At 67.9% G+C, this 22596-nt stretch carries 22 protein-coding genes, 1 tRNA gene and 1 rRNA gene; 2 read left to right on the top strand and 22 right to left on the bottom strand.

Annotated features, from left to right (window positions below; genetic code table 11):
* Positions 1–91: 91 nt before the first annotated feature.
* Complete coding sequence (locus EPO52_RS13405; protein ID WP_290807292.1) at positions 92–721, bottom strand: GNAT family N-acetyltransferase; 630 nt, start codon at positions 719–721, stop codon at positions 92–94.
* A 10-nt stretch (positions 722–731) separates the two neighbouring features.
* Positions 732–1274, bottom strand: coding sequence for a TetR family transcriptional regulator (locus EPO52_RS13400; protein WP_290807290.1), 543 nt, complete (start codon positions 1272–1274; stop codon positions 732–734).
* A gap of 128 nt (positions 1275–1402) precedes the next feature.
* On the opposite strand from EPO52_RS13400, the gene EPO52_RS13395 reads away from it, so the two are divergent.
* Positions 1403–2416 carry an oxidoreductase gene (locus tag EPO52_RS13395; protein WP_290807288.1) on the top strand — a complete coding sequence of 338 codons (1014 nt, stop codon included), beginning with the start codon at positions 1403–1405 and terminating at the stop codon, positions 2414–2416.
* A 36-nt stretch (positions 2417–2452) separates the two neighbouring features.
* Here EPO52_RS13395 and EPO52_RS13390 read toward each other — a convergent pair whose 3' ends face one another.
* Together EPO52_RS13390 and EPO52_RS13385 are read right to left on the bottom strand one after the other, a co-directional pair.
* On the bottom strand, positions 2453–2869 hold the full coding sequence (locus EPO52_RS13390) for a hypothetical protein (protein ID WP_290807286.1): 417 nt from the start codon (positions 2867–2869) through the stop codon (positions 2453–2455).
* Between the two features lie 1146 nt (positions 2870–4015).
* Positions 4016–4089 (bottom strand) — tRNA-Pro (locus EPO52_RS13385).
* A gap of 409 nt (positions 4090–4498) precedes the next feature.
* On the opposite strand from EPO52_RS13385, the gene EPO52_RS13380 reads away from it, so the two are divergent.
* Positions 4499–5065, top strand: coding sequence for a TetR/AcrR family transcriptional regulator (locus EPO52_RS13380; protein WP_290807284.1), 567 nt, complete (start codon positions 4499–4501; stop codon positions 5063–5065).
* A 60-nt stretch (positions 5066–5125) separates the two neighbouring features.
* Here the strand turns inward: EPO52_RS13380 and der are convergent, their stop codons facing one another.
* The 18 genes from der to rrf all read right to left on the bottom strand — a co-directional run.
* Entirely contained in the window at positions 5126–6664 is a 1539-nt protein-coding gene (gene der, locus EPO52_RS13375) for a ribosome biogenesis GTPase Der (RefSeq protein WP_290807282.1), read from the bottom strand.
* Positions 6657–7391, bottom strand: coding sequence for a (d)CMP kinase (gene cmk, locus EPO52_RS13370; RefSeq protein WP_290807383.1), 735 nt, complete (start codon positions 7389–7391; stop codon positions 6657–6659). The genes der and cmk overlap by 8 nt, the downstream gene beginning before the upstream one ends.
* 41 nt (positions 7392–7432) lie before the next feature.
* Positions 7433–8521, bottom strand: a complete 1089-nt coding sequence (locus tag EPO52_RS13365; protein ID WP_290807280.1) for a prephenate dehydrogenase — start codon at positions 8519–8521, stop codon at positions 7433–7435.
* Positions 8518–9378, bottom strand: a complete 861-nt coding sequence (locus tag EPO52_RS13360; RefSeq protein WP_290807278.1) for a pseudouridine synthase — start codon at positions 9376–9378, stop codon at positions 8518–8520. Before EPO52_RS13360 ends, EPO52_RS13365 begins: the two co-directional genes overlap by 4 nt.
* On the bottom strand, positions 9375–9986 hold the full coding sequence (gene scpB, locus EPO52_RS13355) for an SMC-Scp complex subunit ScpB (RefSeq protein WP_290807276.1): 612 nt from the start codon (positions 9984–9986) through the stop codon (positions 9375–9377). The genes EPO52_RS13360 and scpB overlap by 4 nt, the downstream gene beginning before the upstream one ends.
* Positions 9976–10827 (bottom strand): ScpA family protein, encoded by an 852-nt coding sequence (locus EPO52_RS13350; protein ID WP_290807274.1) that lies wholly within the window; start codon positions 10825–10827, stop codon positions 9976–9978. Before EPO52_RS13350 ends, scpB begins: the two co-directional genes overlap by 11 nt.
* Positions 10811–11668 carry a ParA family protein gene (locus EPO52_RS13345; RefSeq protein ID WP_290807381.1) on the bottom strand — a complete coding sequence of 286 codons (858 nt, stop codon included), beginning with the start codon at positions 11666–11668 and terminating at the stop codon, positions 10811–10813. Before EPO52_RS13345 ends, EPO52_RS13350 begins: the two co-directional genes overlap by 17 nt.
* Before the next feature lie 139 nt (positions 11669–11807).
* A complete protein-coding gene (gene xerD / locus EPO52_RS13340) occupies positions 11808–12788 on the bottom strand; it encodes a site-specific tyrosine recombinase XerD (protein WP_290807272.1) in 981 nt (326 codons plus the stop codon).
* Positions 12785–13348: an NUDIX hydrolase gene (locus EPO52_RS13335; protein WP_290807380.1), complete on the bottom strand. Its 564-nt coding sequence runs from the start codon at positions 13346–13348 to the stop codon at positions 12785–12787. Before EPO52_RS13335 ends, xerD begins: the two co-directional genes overlap by 4 nt.
* A gap of 49 nt (positions 13349–13397) precedes the next feature.
* Positions 13398–15110 (bottom strand): CTP synthase, encoded by a 1713-nt coding sequence (locus EPO52_RS13330; RefSeq protein WP_290807270.1) that lies wholly within the window; start codon positions 15108–15110, stop codon positions 13398–13400.
* A 39-nt stretch (positions 15111–15149) separates the two neighbouring features.
* A complete protein-coding gene (locus tag EPO52_RS13325) occupies positions 15150–16607 on the bottom strand; it encodes a hypothetical protein (RefSeq protein WP_290807268.1) in 1458 nt (485 codons plus the stop codon).
* Positions 16608–16711: 104 nt separating this feature from the next.
* Positions 16712–18427, bottom strand: coding sequence for a DNA repair protein RecN (gene recN, locus EPO52_RS13320; RefSeq protein WP_290807266.1), 1716 nt, complete (start codon positions 18425–18427; stop codon positions 16712–16714).
* Entirely contained in the window at positions 18420–19316 is an 897-nt protein-coding gene (locus EPO52_RS13315; protein WP_290807378.1) for an NAD kinase, read from the bottom strand. Before EPO52_RS13315 ends, recN begins: the two co-directional genes overlap by 8 nt.
* A gap of 21 nt (positions 19317–19337) precedes the next feature.
* On the bottom strand, positions 19338–20141 hold the full coding sequence (locus EPO52_RS13310) for a TlyA family RNA methyltransferase (protein WP_290807264.1): 804 nt from the start codon (positions 20139–20141) through the stop codon (positions 19338–19340).
* Entirely contained in the window at positions 20134–20292 is a 159-nt protein-coding gene (locus EPO52_RS13305; RefSeq protein ID WP_290807262.1) for a hypothetical protein, read from the bottom strand. Before EPO52_RS13305 ends, EPO52_RS13310 begins: the two co-directional genes overlap by 8 nt.
* A 46-nt stretch (positions 20293–20338) precedes the next feature.
* On the bottom strand, positions 20339–21358 hold the full coding sequence (locus EPO52_RS13300) for an HAD-IIA family hydrolase (protein WP_290807260.1): 1020 nt from the start codon (positions 21356–21358) through the stop codon (positions 20339–20341).
* A complete protein-coding gene (locus EPO52_RS13295; protein WP_290807257.1) occupies positions 21336–22418 on the bottom strand; it encodes a hypothetical protein in 1083 nt (360 codons plus the stop codon). The genes EPO52_RS13300 and EPO52_RS13295 overlap by 23 nt, the downstream gene beginning before the upstream one ends.
* Positions 22419–22482: 64 nt before the next feature.
* Positions 22483–22596: ribosomal RNA gene (gene rrf, locus EPO52_RS13290) — 5S ribosomal RNA — on the bottom strand; the annotation flags it as partial.

Below are 22596 nucleotides of genomic sequence, written 5' to 3'. Positions count from 1 at the left end.
TCCCGTGCGCGGCCATCGCGCGCGATGGGGGGAGCGTATCGCACGTGCCGATCGCTCTCGACCCTCGGCGCGATCGGCACCCGGCCCGCATTCAGTGCCCGGCGGCCACCACGGGATTCTGTCGCCCTTCGCGCCACATCGCCGCCGGCGCCGCCGACGCGATCCCGGCGATGGTTCGCATGCGGGTGAAGCCGTGTCGACGGTAGAGGGCCCGGTTGCGCTCGTTCGATGACTCGAGGTAGACCGGCTGCTCCAGGGCGTCGATCTTCCGGAGCCGCGAGGTCAGGAGCGCCGACCCCACCCCCGCTCCGCGCGCCTGCTCGCTGACACCGATCTCGGCCAGGTACCAGTGCGGCTCCGAGGGACGGTGGCGGGCCAACACCGCCTGAAGGCGAGCGGCGGACACCAGCCCTCGCACACCCAGTGCGCGAACGAACCCGGGCAGTTCACGCAGCTGAGCCGCGAGCGTGGCACGGTGACGTGGGGCATCCCAGATCGCGGCGCCGAGAATGAGGCCGTCGGAGTCCCGGCGAGCCACATCGACCCGCCCGGTCCTCAGCGCACCGGACCTCATCAAGGCGGCGAACAGGCCGGTCAGCCGGCGTTGCCGATCGTCGCCGTGCACGAGAGTGCTCATGACCGTATCGCCCACGAAGGCTGAGGCGAGCACGGCGGCCGTCTCGGGGATGTCGGCGTGGGATGCGGGGGTGATCGTGAACATGGTGATCCCTTCAGATCGACTTCGGGTCGGCGTTCGTGAGAGCGATGAGTGCGGACAGCAGGGCCTGTCGCTGCGGCGCATCGACCGTGAGGATGCCGGTCGCCTCGGCGACCCACAGACCGTTCGCCGCGAGCCAGACCAGGAGCAGCGACGTGGCGTCGACGCCGTCGCCGAAGCCGAACCACGTCTGCAGATACTCCAGCCAGGGTCGCGACAGCTCCGGGCGACGCACGGCTTCGGCGAACACGACGAACTCGCCCTGCGTCACACCCCCCTCGCCCGCGAAGAGCACGAAGGCGCGCACACGCTCGGTGAGCGTCGACTCCTCCAGCGGCACCCCGAGCACCACCCGGAGTTCGGCTTGCCACCTCGACACGACGTGCTCGATGATCGCGACCATCATCGCGTCCCTCGACGGGAAGTGATACATCAGCCCCGCCTTGGTCAGGCCGGCCTCGGTCGCAACCGACTGATACGTGATGTCAGCGCTGCCGGCGGCGTCGACCACCCGTAGGGCGGCGTCGAGAATGTCGGTTCGGGAACTCGGTCTCATGCAGTAACCATACCTTACGTACGGTATGGTTCTGAAGATCGACGCCCATCGGAGCTTCGAGGTACGTCACGGAGGGAGATCCCCCGCCCCTTGACTTCGAATTCACTGCGACTCGTAGGCTTCTCAGCATGACGACAACGCATGAGATGATCGCCCGCCAACAGCCCCTCGAGACAGAATTCGGCTATCGCAGCACCGCTGCCGACGTCATTTCCGGGCGAGACCTCGCGGGCAGGAGAGCCATCGTGACGGGCGGCTACTCGGGGCTCGGCATCGAGACCGTGCGGGCCCTCGCGACCGCCGGCGTGAGCGTCACCGTGCCCGCTCGTCGCGTCGAGGTCGCAGAAGCAGCACTCGAAGAACTTCCCGGGGTCGAGGTGGCCGCGATGGATCTCGGCGACCTCGACTCGGTGGCCGCCTTCACGGCGGGAGTTCGCGAGGCAGCCTCCTCCATCGACCTCGTCATCGATGTCGCCGGCATCATGGCCACGCCGTTCCAGCTGACGCCCCAGGGCTGGGAGTCCCAATTCGGCACCAACCACCTCGGCCACTTCGCCCTGGTCGGTGGCATCGCCGACCTGCTCAGCGAGGGTGCGCGAGTCGTCTCGTACTCCTCCGTGGGCCATTACCGCTCCCCCGTGCTGTTCGATGACATCAACTTCGAGTCGGCCACCTACGACCCCTGGGTCGCCTACGGGCAGGCGAAGACCGCGAACGCGCTCTTCGCGGTGGGGCTCGATGCTCGCGCGGCGAGCCGCGGCATCCACGCCTACTCGGTGCACCCCGGCGGCATCATGACCGATCTGCAGCGCCACATGCCCACGGAAGAACTCCTGCAACGCGGCTGGGTCGATGCCGAAGGCAATCCCAATCCGCTCTTCAAAACCGCGGCGGAGGGTGCTGCGACCGGGCTCTGGGCGGCAACAGCACCAGAGCTGCTCGACCGCGGCGGCGTCTACTGCGAAGACTCGTCGATCAAGGGCGTGGTCGCCGACGACCACAGCGACCCGGCGACGGGTGGCGTCAAGCGGTGGGCGATCGACGCGGATGCCGCCGACCGCCTCTGGGACCTCTCGGTAGCCGCGACCGGCCTCGACCCCTTCCGCGACGCTCGCAGCGCGACCCTGACCGTACCTGCATAGGGCAGCCCCGCACTGGCGGTCACAGTTATCTGTGCCTCATTTGGGTGTTGGTTCAGCTGTCACTCCTGCAACGGTTGCGCGCTCGCTCCTGACCGAGAGTAGGTAGACGCGTGAACTGGGCAACCAGATGAGAACAACAGGAAACAAGAACACGATGGCGATGATGACTGTGACCAGGTCGGGGTAGCGCACGGCGTTTATGACCTGCGCGAGAGCGTAGAGGGAGACGATGGGGGCCGTGAGCCTGCTACCACGATGCATCAACCAGAGTGGAAGTAGCCTCAGTACTATCAAAATCGCTGTGAATACCGCGACCTCGACGGTCCGGAAGATGACTTGCGCCGAATTCAAACTCGGCCAGTCCAGGACGAGTGCAAAGTTGATCGCGCCGATAGCGACCGCGCCCACCGATAACCACAACGTCCATCGCACGATCGTGATCGTGCGCGGCACGGCTCCCTGTGGCACATTCCCCCTTAGATCTAGGTGATTCACGATTTGGCTCCGCCTACTCAACCTCGTATTCATTCACCTGCTGGACGGCACGGTAGCCCACATCGAGGGTGTCCCCGAACTTGATCGGCATCAACTGACCTAGTCATCACCGATGGTCTCGCATTTCAGCTGCTACTTCTGATTGGGTCGATAAATTCTGTAGATCAGCACTTGGACGATTCCGCACCCTGCGTAAAGCAGAAGAGCGGTCAAAGGACCCAGCAAAGTCACTGACAATTCCACGTTGCTGCCTCTGCTCCAGACATACGTCAAGAGAATCAGCAGCGGGAGACCGAGAATTGTGGCGGGCAACGCGACGATCGAAACAACGACGAGAGGCCACATTCCCCAACTCGGGATAAGCAAATCAGCGATTCCACCGGCAACTGCGATTGCAGCCACGTACGCCCATGATCGCCAACTTTTCATTGCCCACCTCCGTTGTCTTTCATGATCGTGAATTCAGTGCTGGTTGGTGCGGTGACCGTGATGTCACCCTTGAGTAGGCCCCATGCTGCAGGGATCACTTGCCCGACCTTGTCCAGCGTCGCAAAGTCCAACTGTGCGCAGCCATCACCGGATCAGACGACCGCGAGCAGGTGTCCTACGTGACAACGTGGACAAGAGCAACTGCGAAAACTATCCCGCTCATCAGCAACAGAGCACAGCCGAAGAAGACAAACAGACCCGAGGTGGACCTAGACGCTGAGTCCTTTGGTAGCGGTGATCTAGATCGAGCGGTTCCTCAGCAATTACTTTCGAAAGCGGACGCCGAAAAACAATAAGGGCAATCCCCCCTAGGGCCACCAGTACACCAAAAACGATCACGCGCTATTCAACCGCCTCCAGCGATAGTCGACGCCAGTCATTGCACTGGATCCGGCCCGCAATCCGTAGCCACCGGCACTGCCTCCAAAATGACTTGGGCCTTGAATAGTTCCCGCTGTAACTTGTGCCCCTGGTCCGATTGCGGCCATACAGCCGGTCGTTCAGCGCCGGAGCCCCTGCGCGGCGTGGGCCCACGAGCAGCTTCGTGTCCTACTACTCCGCCATGAATGCAGGAGGAGGGCCGCCCACCGGGGCGACCCTCCTCCTGCATTTCTGTCGGGCTGACAGGATTTGAACCTGCGACCCCTTGACCCCCAGTCAAGTGCGCTACCAAGCTGCGCCACAGCCCGTGGCCATCATCCGGAGAAGCGAACCGCTCCAGACAACTTGTCCATGATAGCGCCTTCCGAGAGCTCTCGCTGACGCGGGCGCGCTCCGTCACAGTGCCGTAACGGAATCGTCCGAGGCCCGAAACTGCTCGATGCAGATGCATAGAATCGCTGCAGAGACGCGCTGCGGGGATGACCCGAACGGCCCCCGCAGCGCTCTCACCCACCTTTCACCCACCGCGCCCGCGAAGATGAGAAAAAAGCGGAAAAAAAGTTTGGGACTCACAGTCCCGAAACTCGGCATTTCCTAATGGTGACCAATGCATAATTAGGCATGCCCCAGTCACCCGCCTTATCCGCCGCCCCCACGCGGCGCCAGGGCGCGTCCGTCAATCTGACCGAACCCCGAGCGGCCAGAACCCACGAAGCCTTGACGACCGCCCTCTTCGTACTGCTCGACGAGCACGATCTCACAGAGATCAGCATCTCCGAGCTCTGCCGTACAGCCGGCGTGCATCGCACCACGTTCTACGGTCACTACGCCGACATCTACGCGTTCGCCGGAGACTCCTTCGGCAGCATCCTCGATCAGCTGGCCGACCTCGACCAGCTCGACGCGGGCCAGCAGAGTGCATCGGTCGAAGCCATCACCGCCTCCTACTACGACTCGGTGCGCGCGATCCTCGCCCACATCCTCGAGCACCGCCGCGCCTACCGCATGATGTTCAGCACGAGGGTGGATGCCGGCTTCCGACGTGAACTCCACCAGCGCCTGCTCCGTCACGCGGATGTCGCCGTTGCGAACTGGCGCCGATTCGGTCTGGCCCAGGATGTCGATCCCGAATCCGCCGCCGCGTTCATCGCCGGAGGATCGGTCGGCGTGCTCGAACAGTGGGCATTGAGCAACGCCACCGATGTAGACCGCGCAGCCGCCGACATCGTCGGCACCACAGAGGCGTGGCTCGAGTCCCGCCGGCTGGCGGAGTCGCAGGCCTGACCCTGCGCACGCAGACGCGGGGCGGCCGGCAACCCGAAGGCTGGTCGCCCCGCCCCTTCGTCAGCGCTTGCGCTTCTCGCGCACCCGCATGTTGACCACGATCGGTGACCCTTCGAAGCCGTAGATCTCGCGCAGCCGCCGCTGCACGTAGCGCCGGTAGCCCGGGTCGAGGAACCCGGTGGTGAACAGCACGAAGGTCGGCGGACGAGAGGCCGCCTGCGTTCCGAACAGGATGCGCGGCTGCTTGCCACCGCGCACGGGGTGCGGATGCGCCGCCGTGAGCTCGGCCAGGAACGCGTTGAACTTGCCGGTGGGGATGCGCGTATCCCACGAATCCAGCGCCAGCTCGAGCGCCGGAACCAGCTTCTCGAGGTGCCGCCCGGTGCGCGCCGAGATGTTCACGCGCGGCGCCCACGTGACGTGCGCGAGATCCTGTTCGATCTCCCGCTCGAGGTAGCGACGACGCTCGTCGTCGAGCAGATCCCACTTGTTGAAGGCCAGCACGAGCGCGCGGCCCGATTCGAGCACGAGATCGATGATGCGCAGGTCTTGCACGGAGATCGGCTCGGTGACATCCAGCACCACCACGGCCACTTCGGCCTTCTCGAGCGCGGCCGACGTGCGCAGCGAGGCGTAGAAGTCGGCGCCCTGCGACAGATGCACCCGTTTGCGGATGCCGGCGGTGTCGACGAACGTCCACACCTTGCCGCCCAGCTCGATCTGCTCGTCGACCGGGTCGCGCGTGGTGCCCGCGAGCTCGTTCACGACGACGCGCTCCTCGCCCGCGGCCTTGTTGAGCAGCGACGACTTGCCCACGTTCGGCCGACCCAGGATAGCCACGCGCCGAGGCCCGCCCACTTCCTGCTTGGCGACGTTCGACACCTCGGGCATCTTCTGCATGATGAGGTCGAGCAGGTCGGCCACGCCGCGCCCGTGCAGGGCGGAGACCGGGTAGGGCTCGCCGAGACCGAGCGACCAGAGAGCGGATGCTGCGGGCTCCTGCCGCGCGTCATCCACCTTGTTCGCGGCGAGGAACACGGGCCGATTCGCCCGGCGCAGCAGCTTCACCACGTGCTCGTCGGTGGCGGTGGCGCCCACGTTGGAGTCGACCACGAACAGCACCACGTCGGCGAGGTCGATCGCCACCTCGGCCTGAGCGGCGACGGCAGCGTTGATACCGGAGGCATCAGGCTCCCACCCGCCCGTGTCGACGAGGGTGAAGCGGCGGCCGGCCCACTCCGCCTTGTAGGCGACGCGGTCGCGCGTGACGCCGGGCTTGTCCTCCACCACGGCCTCACGGCGGCCGAGGATTCGGTTCACGAGCGCGGACTTGCCCACGTTCGGCCGGCCCACGATTGCGAGCACCGGCAGCGCCGGCATGTAGAACACCCCGTCGGGGTAGTCGTCGGAGAGCTCGAGCAGGTCGAGGTCGCCCTCGTCGAGCTCGTAGTCGGAGAGCCCGGAACGCAGAGTGGATGCGCGCTGCTCGGCGAGATCCTCATCCACATCGGCGAGGCGCGCCGCGAGGTCGTCGTCGGGCGCGTCGAAGTCGTCGGGCTCGTTGTCGGATCGGCCCGTGGGATTTTGGCTGTCAGCCATGCGATGTCCTCGCTGTTCGTGAAGTTCGTGAAGTGACGACCTCCACCACCGCGGCGACGGTCTGGTCGAAGTCGAGTTCTGTGGAGTCGACGGTGAGAACACCGTCTGCGGCGTTCATGAAGTCGACCACACGGGAATCAGCCTTGTCACGCGAGCGGAGTGCCTGTCCGACGTCGGCAGCCGATTCACCGGTCAGTTCCTTGGAACGCCTGCCCATTCTAGCCTCTTCCGAGGCGGTGAGCAGGATGCGCACGGGAGCACCGGGCGCCACCACGGTGGTGATGTCCCGGCCCTCGGCCACGATGCCCGGGAACGGGGTGGTGGCCATCACACCGCGGAACCGGTCGTTCAGCCACTCGCGCACCTCGGGCACCCGGGCCACCAGGCTCACGACGGCCGTCACACGGGGCTCCCGGATGGCCTCCGTGACGTCGGCCTCGCCCACTCCCACCCAGTAGTCGTCGGGGTCGGTTCCGATGCCGAAGTCGAAGTCGTCGATCGCGGCGAGAACGGCGGCGGAATCGGATGCATCCACGCCACGATCGAGCAGATCCCACGAGAGGGCGCGGTAGGCGGCCCCGGTGTCGAGGTAGGCGAAGCCCAGGGCGCGTGCCGCCGCCCGCGACACGCTCGACTTGCCGCTGCCGGCCGGCCCGTCGATCGCCACCACGATCGGCACGGCAGGCGCACGCCCCTCCGACTCCGCCTCGGCCTTCGCCGCCGCCATGGCCTTCGCCATCGCGGTGGGTTCTTGATCTGCGGGGGCGTTCATCCGGCGACTCTCCATCCACGGGCCGCCAGCGCGGCCTCCAGCTTCTCGGCCACCTCGGGCAGCACGGCGATCTCGGCGAGGCCGATCTGGGCACCGGGCGAGTGCTCGAGACGCAGGTCTTCGAGGTTCACGCCCTCCTCCCCCATCTCGGCCAGCAGCCGGGCGAGTTCGCCCGGTCGGTCGTCGACCATGACCACCAGCTGCGTGTAGCGCTTGTCCTGTCCGTGCTTGCCCGGGATGCGGGCGACTCCGGCGTTGCCGCCGCTCAGCTCCTCGGCGATCGCGCGGCGAGATCCGGGTGCGGCCGGTTCGTCGAGGGCCGCGATGAAGTCGTCGAGGTCGGCGCGGAAGTCCTTCAGCACGGAGGCGACGGGCGCGGCGTTGGCCCCGAGGATCTGCACCCAGAGCGCCGGATCGCTCGCCGCGATGCGCGTCACATCGCGCAGGCCGCCGCCGGCGAGCCCCACGGCGGACTCGGGCGCATCCGTCAGCCGTCGGGCCATGAGCGTCGAGATCACCTGGGGCACGTGCGACACGAGAGCCACGCTCGAGTCGTGCTCCTCCGCGGTCATCTCCACGAGCGTCGCGCCGAGATCGAGGATGAGGTCGTCGACGGCCGCGGCCGTCTGGTACGAGATGCCGGAGTGCCCGGCCACCACCCATGGCCGCCCCACGAAGAGGTCGGCACGGCCCGACATCGGGCCGCCCTTCTCCCGACCGGCGAGCGGATGCGACCCCACATAGCGGGTGACGTCGCCTCCGCCGGCCACGACGGCGTCGAGCACGGGCTTCTTCACGCTCGCGACATCCGTCACCACCGCTCGCGGGTAGGCGGAGAGCTCGCGCACGATCACGTCGGCCGTGACATCCGGCGGCACACACACCACGATCAGCTGCGGCTCGTCGGCGTCGCCCGCCCAGCGCCCGGCACCGTAGTCGATGGCGATCGACACATTGGTGGGCGAGGCGTCGGAGAGGATGACGTCGACACCGCGGGCTCGCAGCCCCAACGCGATGCTGGTGCCGAGAAGGCCGACGCCGACCACGCGCACCGGGCCCGTCAGGCGGCTCTCCCCCACGCTCACTCCTCGTCTTCGGCCGGGTCGGCGCCCGGCTCGTCTCCTGGCTCGCCCGACGGCTCAGCTCCCGGGGCGGGCGTCGCATCGCGCGACAGCGTCAGCAATTGACCGAGTTCAACCTTAGTCAAGTCGCGCAGGCCGCCCGCTTTGAGGGTGCCGAGGTTGAGTGGCCCGAACGACCGCCGCACGAGATCGATCACAGGGTGACCCACCTCGTCGAGCATGCGCCGCACGATGCGGTTGCGGCCCGAGTGCAGCGTGATCTCCACGATCGAGGTCTCGCGCTCCACGTCGAGCAGGCGCGCCTTGTCGGCGGCGATCGGCCCGTCTTCGAGCTCGATCCCCTTGGTGAGGGTCGAGATGGTCTGCGGCGACACGCGCCCCTCGACCTTCGCGATGTAGGTCTTCAGCACCCCGAACGACGGATGCGCGAGCACGTGCGCGAGGTCGCCGTCGTTGGTGAGGATGAGCAGCCCGCTCGTCTCGGCATCGAGCCGCCCCACGTTGAAGAGCCGCTCCTCGTACTGCTCGGTGTAGCGGCGCAGATCGGGCCGGCCGTACTGGTCGGCCAGGGAGCTCACGATGCCCACGGGCTTGTTGAGCATCACGTAGCGCTTGCCGGGATCGAGCTGAACCGCCGTGCCGTCGACCGACACGAGGTCGGTCTCGGGATCGATGCGCCGGCCGAGCTCGGTCACGACCTCGCCATTCACCTCCACGCGCCCGGCCTCGATCAACTGCTCGGAGACGCGGCGCGAGGCCACGCCGGCGGCGGCCATCACCTTCTGCAGGCGGATGCCCTGCGGCTCGCCGGAGTTCGATTTGTCAGCGTCGTCCCACGGCGGGATCTCGAAAGGGGTCATCGGGTGGTTCCTATCTCGTCGAATCCGTCGCTACCGTCTTCGAGCAGCGGAGAGATCTTCGGCAGCTCGTCGAGCGAGTTGATGCCGAGCTGGGTGAGCAGCATGTCGGTGGTGCCGTAGAGGATGGCGCCGGTCTCCGCCTGCGTCGACACCTCCGTGATGAGCCCGCGGCTGAGCAGCGTGCGCACCACCGAGTCCACGTTCACCGCACGGATGCTCGCCACGGCACCGCGCGAGATCGGCTGCTTGTAGGCGATCACCGAGAGCGTCTCGAGAGCCGCCTGCGAGAGCTTCGAGGGGTTCTGGGTGAGCACGAAGTCGCGCACCAGCTCGTCCCACTCGCCGCGCACGTACAGGCGCCATCCGCCGGCCACCTCGCGCAGCTCGAAGCCGCGCCGCACACTCCCGGATGCCACGCCGTCGTAGTCCTCCACCAGACGCTCGATGCCCTGCCGCACCACGGCGACGGGGCGCCCCAGCGCGGTGGCGAGGGCCACGAGGCTCTGCGGCTCGTCCGCGATCATGAAGATCGCCTCGAGCGCGCGGTCGACGTTCATCGTCGATGCGTGCTCCATCGGAGGGGCATCCGTCTCTGCTTCAGTTGTCATAATCCGCTCCAAGACTCGAAAGCTGCTCTTCGCTCCAGTGCTCCGCAGTCCACGCGAGGCTGAGCTCTCCCAGCGGCTCCAGCTGCTCGAACGAGATCGACGCGTGCCGATACAGCTCGAGCACGGCGAGAAAGCGTGCGATCACCACACCCTTCTCCGCGATCCCCGCGATGAGCTGCCGGAAGGTCACCGGAGTGCCCGCCGCGGCCGCCGACCTCAGCACGGTCACCACGTGAGCCGCCTGCTCCCGGATGCTCACGAGCGGTGCGTGCAGATGCTCCAGCCCCACCACGGGCAGTTCCCGCGGCGCCAGCGCGAAGGCGGCGAGCGCCGCGAAGTCGTGTGGCGTCAGTGTCCACACCAGCTCCGGTGTGCGCTGCCGGTACTTCTCCTCGAGCCGCACCGAGCGGGGCCGCCGGGTCGACTCCTCGTCGAAGCGCGAGGCGAGCCAGGCCGACACCTCTTTGAAGGCGCGGTACTGCAGCAGTCGCGCGAACAGCAGGTCACGGGCTTCGAGCAGGGCGACATCCTCGGCGTCGACCAGTTCACCCTGGGGCAGCAGCCCCACGATCTTGAGGTCGAGCAAGGTCGCCGCCACCACGAGGAACTCGGATGCCCGGTCGAGCTCCTCGGCCGAGTCGAGCCCCTTGAGGTAGCCGATGAACTCATCCGTCACCCGGCTGAGCGAGATGTCGGTGATGTCGAGCTCGTGCTTCGTGATGAGCGAGAGCAGCAGGTCGAACGGTCCCTCGAAGTTGTCGAGGCTCAGCGAGAAGCCGGGTGCGGTCTCGCCGCCCTCGGCCGTGACCGCGACGAGGTCGGGCTCAGGCGATCGCGCCACGGGCGACCAGTTCTCTGGCCAGCTGCTTGTACGCCTTGGCCGACGAGTGCTCGGGGGCGAACTGCGTGATCGGCTTGCCGGCCACGGTCGCATCCGGGAACTTCACGGTACGCCCGATCACGGTCTCGAAGACCTTGTCGCCGAAGGTGTCCACCACGCGCTCGAGCACCTCACGCGAGTGCAGCGTGCGCGGGTCGTACATGGTGGCCAGGATGCCGTCGAGCACCAGCGCCGGGTTGAGCCGGTCGCGCACCTTGTCGATCGTCTCGACGAGCAGCGCCACTCCGCGCAGCGCGAAGTACTCGCACTCGAGCGGGATCAGCACGCCGTGGCTGGCGGTGAGCGCGTTCACGGTGAGGAGGCCGAGCGACGGCTGGCAGTCGATCAGGATGACGTCGTAGTCGTCGCTCACCTTGCGGAGCACCCGCGCGAGGATCGACTCACGGGCCACCTCGCTCACGAGGTGCACCTCGGCGGCCGAGAGGTCGATGTTCGCGGGGATGATGTCGAGGCCGGGCGTGCTCGTGTGCTGGATGGCCTCCGCCGGATCCTTGATCGAGCCGATCAGCAGGTCGTAGATCGTGGGCGCGTCGTGGGTGAGCACGCCGAGTCCGGCCGAGAGGGCGCCTTGCGGGTCGAAGTCGATGGCGAGCACGCGGCGGCCGTACTCGGCGAGCGCCGCACCCACGTTCACGCTGGTCGTGGTCTTGCCCACGCCGCCCTTCTGATTGCAGAGGGAGATGATGCGCGCCGGCCCGTGCGACTTCAAGGGTGCCGGCTCGGGGAACTCGCGGAGGGGCCGGCCCGTGGGACCGTTCTTCGGCACGTCGATCCCGGCCAATTCCTCAGCCACGTTCTTCTTCGCCGTTCTCGTGTCCTTGGTCGGCACCGAAGCACTCCTCGTTCCTGGTCGCCATCCCGGCGAACCTGATTGATTGTACCGGCCGTACGGCGGGCTCACAGCGATGTCACACGGTGATTCAGCGGGCTCGGGGGTGCGCCGTCTGGTAGACGTCGATGAGGGCGTCGGCGGTCACGTGCGTGTAGAGCTGCGTGGTGGCCACCGACGAATGGCCGAGTAGATCCTGCACGACCCGCACGTCGGCGCCGCCCTGAAGCAGATGGGTGGCGAAGGAATGCCGGAAGGTGTGCGGCGAGATGTGCGTCGTGAGCCCCGCGCGCTCGACCGCGGCCTGGATCACGAGCCACGCGCCCTGCCTGCTGAGCCGCTGCCCCCGGCTGCCGAGGAACAGCGCCGGCGTCGCCCGCCCCCGCGCGGAGAACAACGGCCTCACCCGCACGAGGTAGGCGTCGAGCGCCGTGCGCGCGTAGCTTCCCACGGGCACGATGCGCTGCTTGCTGCCCTTTCCCGTCACCCGGATCATGTCGCCGTCCTGCACGTCGTCGACGTTCAGCCCCACGAGCTCCGAGATGCGCGCGCCCGTGGCGTAGAGCATCTCGAGCAGCGCACGGTCGCGCAGCGCGATCGGCTCCTCGCCCCCGGTCGAGGTCAGCAGCCTCTCCATCTCGCCGATCGAGATCGCCTTGGGCAGCCTCAACCCGAGTTTCGGCGGCTTCACCTCGCGAGCGGCATCCGTGTCGACGAGCCCCTCCTCGGCGAGGTACCGGTGAAAGCTCCGCACGGTCGACAGGATGCGCGCGATCGACGACGCCGAGAGGCTCGTGTCCCCGGCAGCCCGAGCCGCCTGCGTGAAACCGCTGATATCGGCCTCGCTCACGGCCGCCGCATCCGTGATCCCCCGCTCCCGCAGCCACGTCGAGTAGCGCCGCAGATCGCGCCGGTAGGCCGCCACGGTGTTCGCGGCGAGCCCTCGCTCCACGGTGATGTGGCGCAGGAAGCCGTCGATGGTGCGGGAGAGCGCATCCGGAGCGGCGACCGCGCCACCCTGCTCGGAGTCGCCCTCTGGCGTCCCCGCGGCCACCACCGGTGGCTCGGTCATCCGTTCGGGTGGGCCGGCCACGGATCGTCGGCGGCGCGCAGCGTCGTCCACCCTCGCGCACGCGAGACGTGAGCGGCCAGCGCTCCGATCACGAGCGACGGGTTCTGCACCCGGCTGGCGAGCACCGCATCCACGATCTCGTCGAGCGGCACCCAGCGCGACTCCATGTCGGCCTCCTCGCCCTCGCGGTCGAAGGTCGACCCGGTGGCGCGCACCCCTCGGGCGAGGTAGATGCGGATGGCCTCGTTGTTGCCGCCCGGGGTCGTGAGGTAGTCGCTCAGCACCGCCCAGTCATCCGCCTCGAGGTCCACCTCCTCGGCCAGCTCGCGCTTCGCGGCCTCGAGGGGCGATTCGGCCTCCATGTCGAGCAGTCCCGCCGGTGGTTCCCACTCACGACGGCGCACCGGATGACGATACTGCTTGATCAGCAGAACGCGGTCGTCGTCGTCCATCGCGAACACGGCCACGGCGCCCGGGTGGTCGACGAAGTCGCGCCGCAATGTCGACCCGCCGTAGGCGAACGACTCGCGCCGCACATCCCACACGTAGCCGTCGAACATCACCTCGCTGGAGTCGACGTCGACCGGCACCGCCTCGTCCTCGAGCACGTCAGGCGTCCGCGTCCTGAACGGGGAAGAGGCGGGTGGCTTCCTGGCGGTCGAGGGCGGCACCCACGAGTCCCTTGAACAGCGGATGCGGGCGACTGGGCCGCGAGCGCAGCTCCGGGTGCGCCTGGGTCGCGATGTAGTACGGGTGCACGTCGCGCGGCAGCTCGACGTACTCCACGAGGTGCCCGTTCGGCGAGAGCCCGGAGAACCACAGTCCGGCCTCGGCGATCTGCTCACGGTACTTGTTGTTCACCTCGTAGCGGTGACGGTGCCGCTCGGAGGCGCTCGTGGATCCGTAGACCTCTGCGGCGATCGATCCTTCGGCCAGCTCGGCCTCGTAGAGACCGAGGCGCATCGTGCCGCCGAGGTCTCCCCCGGCGATGATGTCGACCTGCTCGGCCATCGTGGCGATCACCGGGAACTCGGTGTCGGGGTCGAACTCGCTCGACGAGGCGCCCGGCAGGCCCACCACGTTACGGGCGTATTCGATCACCATGCACTGCAGGCCGAGGCACAGGCCGAGGGCGGGGATGCCGTTCTCGCGGGCGTAGCGCAGGGCGCCGAGCTTGCCCTCGATGCCACGCACCCCGAAGCCGCCGGGCACGCAGATGCCATCGACCTCGGAGAGCGCTCGGCCCGCGCCCTCGTAGGTCTCGCAGTCATCGGAAGGGATCCACTTGAGCGTCACCTTGGCGCGGTGTGCGAAGCCGCCGGCGCGCAGGGCCTCGGTGACCGAGAGGTAGGCGTCGGGCAGGTCGATGTACTTGCCCACGAGCCCGATGGTCACCTCGTGCTTCGGCTCGTGCACCGCGTCGAGAATGGGCTGCCAGCCCGACCAGTCCACCTCGTTCGTGTCGAGGCCGAGGTGGTCGATGATGTAGTCGTCGAGACCCTGCTCGTGCAGCATCGTGGGGATGTCGTAGATCGAGGGAACATCGATCGCGTTCACCACGGCCCCCTCGTCGACGTCGCACATCAGCGCGATCTTGCGCTTGTTGCCTTCGGAGACGGGACGGTCGCTGCGCAGCACCAGCGCATCCGGCTGGATACCGATCGAGCGGAGGGCGGCCACGGAGTGCTGCGTGGGCTTCGTCTTCTGCTCGCCGGACGCGTTCATGAACGGCACCAGGGAGACGTGCACGAAGAACACGTTCTTGCGGCCGAGCTCGTGACGCACCTGGCGTGCCGACTCGATGAAGGGCTGCGACTCGATGTCACCGACGGTGCCGCCGATCTCGGTGATGATGACGTCAGGGCGCGACGCGTCGTGCGCTTGAAGCCGCATCCGGCGCTTGATCTCGTCGGTGATGTGCGGGATGACCTGCACGGTGTCGCCGAGGTACTCGCCGCGGCGCTCCTTGGCTATCACGCTCGAGTAGATCTGGCCCGTGGTGACGTTCGCCGCCTGGTTCAGGTTGATGTCCAGGAAGCGCTCGTAGTGCCCGATGTCGAGGTCGGTCTCCGCCCCGTCGTCGGTGACGAACACCTCGCCGTGCTGGAACGGGTTCATCGTTCCCGGATCCACGTTCAGATAGGGATCCAGCTTCTGCATCACGACGCGCAGGCCTCGCGCGGTGAGCAGGTTTCCCAGGCTGGCAGCGGTGAGGCCCTTGCCGAGAGAGGAGACGACACCCCCGGTGACGAAGATGTGCTTCGTCAGTTTCGTGTCGCTAGTTGTTGATTCGAATCGGTCCGCGTCATGAGCATCATCCACGGAATTCCATCCTAACAGTGGTCTGAGCCGGTGTGTCGCTCAGCGCGCGAACGAGTCGTCGGCGAGGAGTCGGGTCGGCTGGTCGCGCTCGTCGATCGGCACCGAGTCATCCGGTTCCTCGAAGGCCGCACCGGCTTCGATCACGATCACGTCCACCGGCGCAGGGCGCTGCAGCAGCTCCACGAGGAGGAGCACGACCACGGCCACGACCGCGGTCCAGATGATCTGTCCCGTCGAGAGCGGCCGCACGAACAGGATGACCGCGGCGGCCCCGACCCCGACCAGAACCTGCACCACGATGCGGTACTTCGCGAGCCGGGCTCCGAAGCGCCCGGTGCCGATCCCCCGTTCGTCGCCGGCACGGCGGAGTCGAGCAGCCCCTTCGGCGAAGGCAGCACGGATGGCGGGTGCCGGGCGATACGGGCCGACCGCCCAGCTGATCACCATCACGGTGAACGCGAGCACGGCCAGCGCCACCACCGTGCTCGCGATCAGCGCGGTCACGGCATCGTAGATCACCCCTGCGGCGTCGATCGGAACGTACCGGGGCGCGATCGAGGCCACCGTCACGATGTTGCCGATCCGTAGGGCGATGCCGAGCAGAACCATCAGAACACCGAGGGTCAGACCGGTCCAGAACAGCGCCACCTTGCGGCGCTTGGCCACGGCCACACCGGCCGCGAGGAACGCGAGTGCGATCCAGGGCAGCCACGAGCCCACCCCGACGGCGAGGGCGTACACCAGCGTGAGCTGCCCGATGCCGTCCGACTGGGCGACCGTGATGCTCACGTTCACCGAGGGGATGGCGTCGGCGAACCCGAACCCCTGGTCGGCGAGTGCCGACTTGACTGCGTCGAGGATCGGCCCGAGCTGCACCGACAGCTCCCCCGATCCCGAGATGGCGATCGCGGATGCCGGGTCGCCCGTCATCGCGGCGACGAGTTGCTGGTGGCTGAGCCGCAGTGCCTGCGCCCAGATGTTCTCGAACGCCTCGGAGTCGACGAAATTCGTCACCACCGTGGTGGCGAGCGATTGCAGCCCCAGAGCGGCTGGGCGCTTGAGCGCTTGCAACGCCGTGGTGGCCGCGGGCGGCAGGCCGAGGTCGCTGACGGCGTCGAACACCTCGCTGGTCGTGGTCTCGAAGTCCACCTGCTGCTCGATCACCGTCATCACCTCGCTCACCACGAAGGCCTTGACCGCCGGGTCGTGGGCGAGCGGCGCGAAGGTCGCCACGAAGGTGTCGGTGTCGGCGAGCTGGTTCTTCGCCCAGTTGCCCATCACGGCGACGGGGGTGAGGAGCAGACCGATCACTACGAGGGCCACGGCAGCCACGGTGCGACCGCGGCCGCGGCGACGGCGCAGCGGCGCGGCGGCGGATCCGTCTCCCGTGTCCAGGTCGGGCAGGGGCACCGTGTCCGCGCTCCGGGCCTCCGTGCGCAGTTGCTCGTTCTCGGCCTGCAGCTGCTCCACCAACGCGAGGAGCTGACTGTTCGTCATCCGTGCCATCGTGCGCCCCTAGGTCCCCCGGGGCCCTCCTCGGCGGAGTCCCGTTGCCACAGTCTGGCACAACGGGTCTCGGCCCGAGAAGACGTCGCGAAGCGTCAGTGTGGAACGGCGAGCGACTGCGCCGTGGCGAGCAGTTCGGCCGCGTGTGCGAGCCCCGACTCGGAATCGGGCAGCCCTGACAGAAGCCGCGCCATCTCGGCGAGACGCTCGTCACCTGTGAGCTGCACCACGTTCGATGCCGTCACGGGTCCGTCGAGGTCTTTCTCGACCCGGAGGTGGTTCGTGGCGAACGCGGCGACCTGCGCGAGGTGAGTCACGACGATCACCTGAGAGGTGCGGGCGAGCGACGCGAGCCGCCGGCCGATCTCGATGGCGGACGCTCCGCCCACACCCGCGTCGACCTCGTCGAACACGAAGGTGGGCACCGGATCCGCTGCCGCGAGCACCACCTCGATGGCGAGCATCACGCGCGAGAGCTCACCACCCGACGCACCCTTGTTGAGCGGACGGGGCTCGGAGCCCTCGTGCGGGCGCAGCAGGAACTGCACCACATCGCGACCACTCGATCCGAGTTCGTCGCGGTCGCTGACATCCACCACGAAGCGGGCATTCGGCATGGCCAGGGCGGCGAGTTCGTCGCTCACCGCGGCGGCGAGCGTCACGGCGGCCGTGCGCCGCAGCTCCCCCAGCACGTCGGCGAGCCGTTCGAGCTCGGAGCGCTCGTCGTCGAGCAACGCCGACAGCTGCTCGATGCGGTCGGAGTCGGAGTCGAGTTCGAGCAGGCGCGGCTCGGCCTCGGCCGCGAATGCGAGAACGTCGGCCAGTTCGGGCCCGTACTTGCGTGTCAGCACGGTGAGAGAGGCACGGCGTTCCTGCACCCGGTCGAGTTCGCCCGGCTCGTCGCTCTCGAGAGCAGCGCCGTAACTCGCCAGCTGGGTCGAGATGTCGGAGACCAGAAAGCTCGCCTCGGCGAGCGCCTCGACGATGGGAGCAAGCGCCGCATCGTGATGGGCGACCCGCTCGAGGCTGCGGCGCGCTTGGTCGATGAGGCCGACCGTGTCGGGCCCGTCGCCCGATTCGCTCGACATGCTCTCGCGCGCCTCAGCGGCCGCGATCCGGAGGTCTTCGAGGTTCGTGAGGCGGCCGGCCACCTCGGCGAGCTCCTCGTCTTCGCCGGCGGTGGGTGCAACCGCGGTGATCTCGTCGATCGCCGCACGCAATTGCTCCGCCTCGCGGATGCGTGCGGTGCGCTCCGTCACCAGCGCATCCAGCTCGGCGGCGTGCGCCTGCCACGAATCGTAGAGGCTGCGGTACTCGCCGGCCCGTGCGGCCAGCTCAGCACCGGCATAGCTGTCCAGGGCGCCGCGCTGAGCAGACTGACCCTTCAACCTCAATTGATCCGACTGCCCGTGCACCGCGATCAGGTGATCGCCCAGCTCGGAGAGCACGCTGATGGGAGCCGAGCGCCCGCCCACGACCGCACGGCTGCGCCCTTCGGTCGACACCGACCGCGACAGGATGACCTCCTGCGCTCCGGCACCCGCGGGGTCGAGGTCGCCCCCGAGCTCACGGACACGCTCGGCGACCGCACCGCCGTCGGCGATCACGAGCCGCCCCTCCACCCACGCCTGCGAGGCGCTCGAGCGCACGGCACCCGTGTCGGCGCGCTCACCGAAGAGCAGCCCGAGGGCGGAGACCACCATCGTCTTGCCGGCGCCGGTCTCCCCCGTCACGGCGGTGAAGCCAGGGCCGAGGGGAAGCACGGCCTCGCCGATCACTCCGAGGTCACGGATCGACAGTTCCTCAATCACGGTTGCTCGGCCCCCTCCATCCGTTGACCGGGAGGTTGAACTTGCGTACGAGCCGATCGGTGAAGGGCGCCTGGTGCAGACGGGCGAGCCGAACGGGCGTCGGCGAGCGGCGTACGACGACACGCGCTCCCTTCGGCAGATCCCACATGCGCCGGCCGTCGCTCCACAGCACCGCCCCGCCCTGGGTGCGGTCGAGCACCTCCACCGCGAGCGCCGAGTCGGGGCCCACCACGAGCGGGCGGGCGAACAGCGCGTGCGGGCTCAATGGCACCATCAGAAGGGCGTCGAGGCTCGGCCACACCACGGGGCCGCCCGCAGAGAACGAGTAGGCGGTCGAACCGGTGGGCGTCGACATCACCACGCCGTCGCAACCGAAGCTCGACAGCGGCCGGCCATCGACCTCCACGACGACCTCGAGCATCCGTTCCCGGCTGGCCTTCTCCACCGTGGCCTCGTTGAGCGCCCAGCTCTCGTAGACCACCTCGTTGTCGACCTTGACCCGCACCGAGAGGGTCATCCGCTCCTCCACCACGTAGTCACGGGCGAGGGCACGGTTCACCGTCTCGGTGAGGTCTTCGCGATCGCTTTCGGCGAGAAAGCCCACGTGCCCGAGGTTCACGCCGAGCAGCGGAACGGATGTGCCGCGCACGACCTCGGCGGCGCGCAGGATCGTGCCGTCGCCTCCCAGCACGATCACGAGCTCCAACTGGTCGGCCTGCACGTCGCCGCCGAGAACCGCATGCGGCCCCAGCTCGATCAGCGCCTCGAACCCGTCTTCGTCGTCGAACGGCGCGATCACGGGGATCACCCCGGCATCGCTCAGCTGCTGACACACACTCTGGGCGGCCACGACGGAGTCACGGCGCCCGGTGTGCAGAACGACCAGCATGTATCGCTCAGCGGACACGCCTCACGCTCCTGTCATCTCGGTCACCCGTTCCAACCATTCTGTCGGATGCTGGCCGACGTTCCGGTTGAACCAGACGAGGTACTCGAGGTTACCCGCGTTGCCTGCGATGGGAGACGGGATGATGCCGGCTGTGGACAAACCGAGATCGTAGGCGGCCCACAGCACGTTGGTGATAGAGTCGGCGCGCAGAGCGGGGTTCTTCACGATCCCCTCCTTCACTCCCGTGCGGCCCACTTCGAACTGCGGTTTCACGAGGTACACGAAGTCGGCGTCGGGCGTGGCCAACGACTGCAGCGGCTCCAGAACGAAGCCGAGCGAGATGAACGAGAGATCGGCCACCACGAGCTCGACGGGTTCGGAGATCCCGGATGCGCCGGCCATCGTCTCGGGCGTGGCGTAGCGCAGATTGAACCCCTCCACCTTCACCACCCGCTCCTCGCGGGCGATGATCGGGTCGAGCTGCCCGTGCCCCACATCCGCGGCGATCACCTGACGAGCGCCACGCTCGAGCAGCACCTGCGTGAAGCCGCCCGTCGATGCTCCGGCGTCGAGCGCGAGTCGGCCGTCGACGCGCACGCCGCTGAACGCGTCGAGGGCGGCGATCAACTTGTTCGCGCCGCGGCTCACGTAGCGGTCGACCGCGTCGACCGTCACCGCCTGGCCCTCGGCCACGGGAAACGACGCCTTCACCACAGGAGTGCCGTCGACCCGCACGTACCCGTTGGAGATGAGCCGGGCCGCGTGGGTGCGTGAGCGCGCCAGACCGCGTGCGGCCACGGCGGCATCGAGACGGATGCTATCCATCCGTGGCGGTGCCGTCCCCACCCTCGAGGCGGGACTTCAGTTCGTCATGCACCTGTGCGTAGGCAGCAGCACGCTGGTCGAGCGGCTGAGCCTCGATCACGCGGAGTCGCGGAACGAGCGCCTCGTCGTTGTCCTGCTCGTCGGTGTTCACCGGTCAAGCGTACCCCGGCCTGCTGACGCCGCACGGGTACCGTCACTCAGCTGTAGAGCGCCGGATCGACGTCGAGCGCGTGGATCGAGAGCCCGGAGTTCCAGATCGCGGTGCTGCCGGCACGCACCACGTCGACCGGGTTCTCCCCTGCCGCGACGAGCTTCACCACGTGACCCGACATCCTCACGACGGCTGTCCCCACGGTGGTCTCCGAGCCGTCTTTCGACACCCGTGCCACCGGATAGGGCTCGAACAGCTGCCGGAGGTCCTGGAGGATGAAGTCGGGCCGTGACCCCACCGGAGCCGCGAGCAGTTGCTTCGCCCGGTCGATGCCGGTCAGCACGTGGATGGCCCGGAGGCCGGCCCGCACGGCCCCGAGAGTGTCGGTGTCGAGGCGGTCGCCGATGAAGGCGGTGTTCTGCGCGCCGAAGCGCTCCTTGGCCACCTCGAAAATCGGCACCTCGGGCTTGCCGGCCACCACGGGAAGCCGTCCGACCGCGGTGTGAACGGCGGAGACCAGGGTGCCGTTGCCCGGCGCGATGCCGCCGGCGACGGGAATGGTCCAGTCGGTGTTCGTGGCCACCCACACCACATCGGGGTCGCTCAGAGCGAAGCTCGCCTCGGCCAACTGGGTCCACCCCACCTCGGGCGCGAACCCCTGCACCACGGCTGCCGGCTTGTCGGCGGCCGATCGGGTCACGGTGAATCCGGCCTTCTCGACCTCGCTCACGAGACCGATGCCCCCCACGACGAGAATCGTCGCGCCGGGAGACACCAGATCCACCAGAAGACGCATGGCCGCCTGGGGAGAGGTGACGACATCCTCCGGCGCCACGGAAAGCCCGAAGCTGCTGAGGTGCTCCGCCACCTGCACGTCGGTGCGCGAGGCGTTGTTGGTGATGTACCCGGTGCGGCGACCCGACTCGACGACGCGAGTGAGGGATTCGACGGCGTGCGCAATGGGGTGAGGCCCCTGGTAGACGACTCCGTCGAGGTCGGCCAGAACAGCGTCGACCCCGTCGAGCGGCTGCACGAAATCGCCCTTACTGGCCCGGAACAGTCCCATCGACATCCTCCTCGTCGTCCACGTCGGCAGTGTCGTCATCGTCTTCGAGTGCGATCACCTCGATGGTGTCGTCGTCGCCGTTGAGCGCGAGGTCCGCGCGAGCGGCACGGTCACGCCAGAGGGCCGACTCCTCGTCGTGACCCAGTTCTTCGAGCACCTCGGCATAAGCGTCGAACAGCTCGGGGCTGTAGGAGTAGGCGACATCCGGATCCAGCTGTGGGATCTCGAGCTCGGCCAACGCCGCCTCGGGCTGGCCGAGGTCGAGCCGCGCGCCCGACATGGCGATCGCCACCCCCACCTGTGTCGCCACAGAGAGTGTTCCGCGCTCGACGGAACGCCCCACCTCGAGGGCCTTCTCCGGCCGGCCGAGTCCCCGCTCGCTGTCGATCATGAGGGCGAGTTGCTCGTTCGAACCGGAGATACGCCGGAACGTTCGCAGCTCGCGCAGAGCGAGTGCGAAGTCACCGGTGCGGTAGGCCGTGATCGCGAGGGTCTCCCGCACGACGGCGATTCGCCCGGCTCGACGGGATGCCGAGACCGCGTGTTCATGGGCCAGCTCGGGCTGCTCGTCGATGAGCCGCGCGGTCATGACCAGGTGGCGCGCGACCTCGTCGGCGTTCTCCTTGTTCAGGGTCTTCAGCTCATTGCGAGCCACCTTGTCGAGATCGCGGGGCGTCACGTCATCCGGGATCTCGGGATCATCGTGACGCGTCCGCACCGAACGCAGCTCGCGAGCGCGCAACTCCTCCTCGGTAAGGGGCGGACGCTCGAATCGCGACGCAGCGGCGTCGTTGCGCGCAGGCTTCCCGTCTTTGGTCCACAGACGACGCTCGTTCGGCTTACCGCCGGGAGCGCGTCCGCCGCGATCGGAGTTCGCCCGCTCGGGGCGACCTCGATCAGATCGACCGCCCTTGTCCCCGCGGTCGGGACGCGAGTTCGAGTCGCGGCGAGGGGTGAACGGCCGCTTGTCGGCACCGGATCGCGCCGGCCGATTGCCGTGCGGACGCGATGAAGGCGGAGTCGAGCGCTCCGGTCGCTTCTCGTCATCTGACTCGCTCACGAGTTCCTCCTGTGGTGTTAAAGAAAAATGGCCGCCCATTGCTGGGCGGCCATTTCACAAAGAAGTCCGGCGGTGTCCTACTCTCCCACAAGGTCCCCCTTGCAGTACCATCGGCGCAGAGAGTCTTAGCTTCCGGGTTCGGAATGTGACCGGGCGTTTCCCTCTCGCTATGGCCGCC

Source organism: Herbiconiux sp., from assembly GCF_004297105.1.
Taxonomy (GTDB): domain Bacteria; phylum Actinomycetota; class Actinomycetes; order Actinomycetales; family Microbacteriaceae; genus Herbiconiux.
Note: the sequence above shows the minus strand (reverse complement) of the source record. Positions and strands in the feature narration are given on the sequence as shown.

Excerpts from the sequence above, each read along its gene's own strand:
- EPO52_RS13405 (WP_290807292.1), bottom strand. The coding sequence starts at position 721 with ATGTTCACGATCACCCCCGCATCCCACGCCGACATCCCCGAGACGGCC.
- EPO52_RS13400 (WP_290807290.1), bottom strand. The coding sequence starts at position 1,274 with ATGAGACCGAGTTCCCGAACCGACATTCTCGACGCCGCCCTACGGGTG.
- EPO52_RS13395 (WP_290807288.1), top strand. The coding sequence starts at position 1,403 with ATGACGACAACGCATGAGATGATCGCCCGCCAACAGCCCCTCGAGACA.
- der (WP_290807282.1), bottom strand. The coding sequence starts at position 6,664 with ATGGCTGACAGCCAAAATCCCACGGGCCGATCCGACAACGAGCCCGAC.
- cmk (WP_290807383.1), bottom strand. The coding sequence starts at position 7,391 with ATGGCGGCGGCGAAGGCCGAGGCGGAGTCGGAGGGGCGTGCGCCTGCC.
- EPO52_RS13360 (WP_290807278.1), bottom strand. The coding sequence starts at position 9,378 with ATGACCCCTTTCGAGATCCCGCCGTGGGACGACGCTGACAAATCGAAC.
- scpB (WP_290807276.1), bottom strand. The coding sequence starts at position 9,986 with ATGACAACTGAAGCAGAGACGGATGCCCCTCCGATGGAGCACGCATCG.
- xerD (WP_290807272.1), bottom strand. The coding sequence starts at position 12,788 with ATGACCGAGCCACCGGTGGTGGCCGCGGGGACGCCAGAGGGCGACTCC.
- EPO52_RS13335 (WP_290807380.1), bottom strand. The coding sequence starts at position 13,348 with ATGTTCGACGGCTACGTGTGGGATGTGCGGCGCGAGTCGTTCGCCTAC.
- EPO52_RS13325 (WP_290807268.1), bottom strand. The coding sequence starts at position 16,607 with ATGACGAACAGTCAGCTCCTCGCGTTGGTGGAGCAGCTGCAGGCCGAG.
- EPO52_RS13315 (WP_290807378.1), bottom strand. The coding sequence starts at position 19,316 with ATGCTGGTCGTTCTGCACACCGGGCGCCGTGACTCCGTCGTGGCCGCC.
- EPO52_RS13310 (WP_290807264.1), bottom strand. The coding sequence starts at position 20,141 with ATGGATAGCATCCGTCTCGATGCCGCCGTGGCCGCACGCGGTCTGGCG.
- EPO52_RS13300 (WP_290807260.1), bottom strand. The coding sequence starts at position 21,358 with ATGGGACTGTTCCGGGCCAGTAAGGGCGATTTCGTGCAGCCGCTCGAC.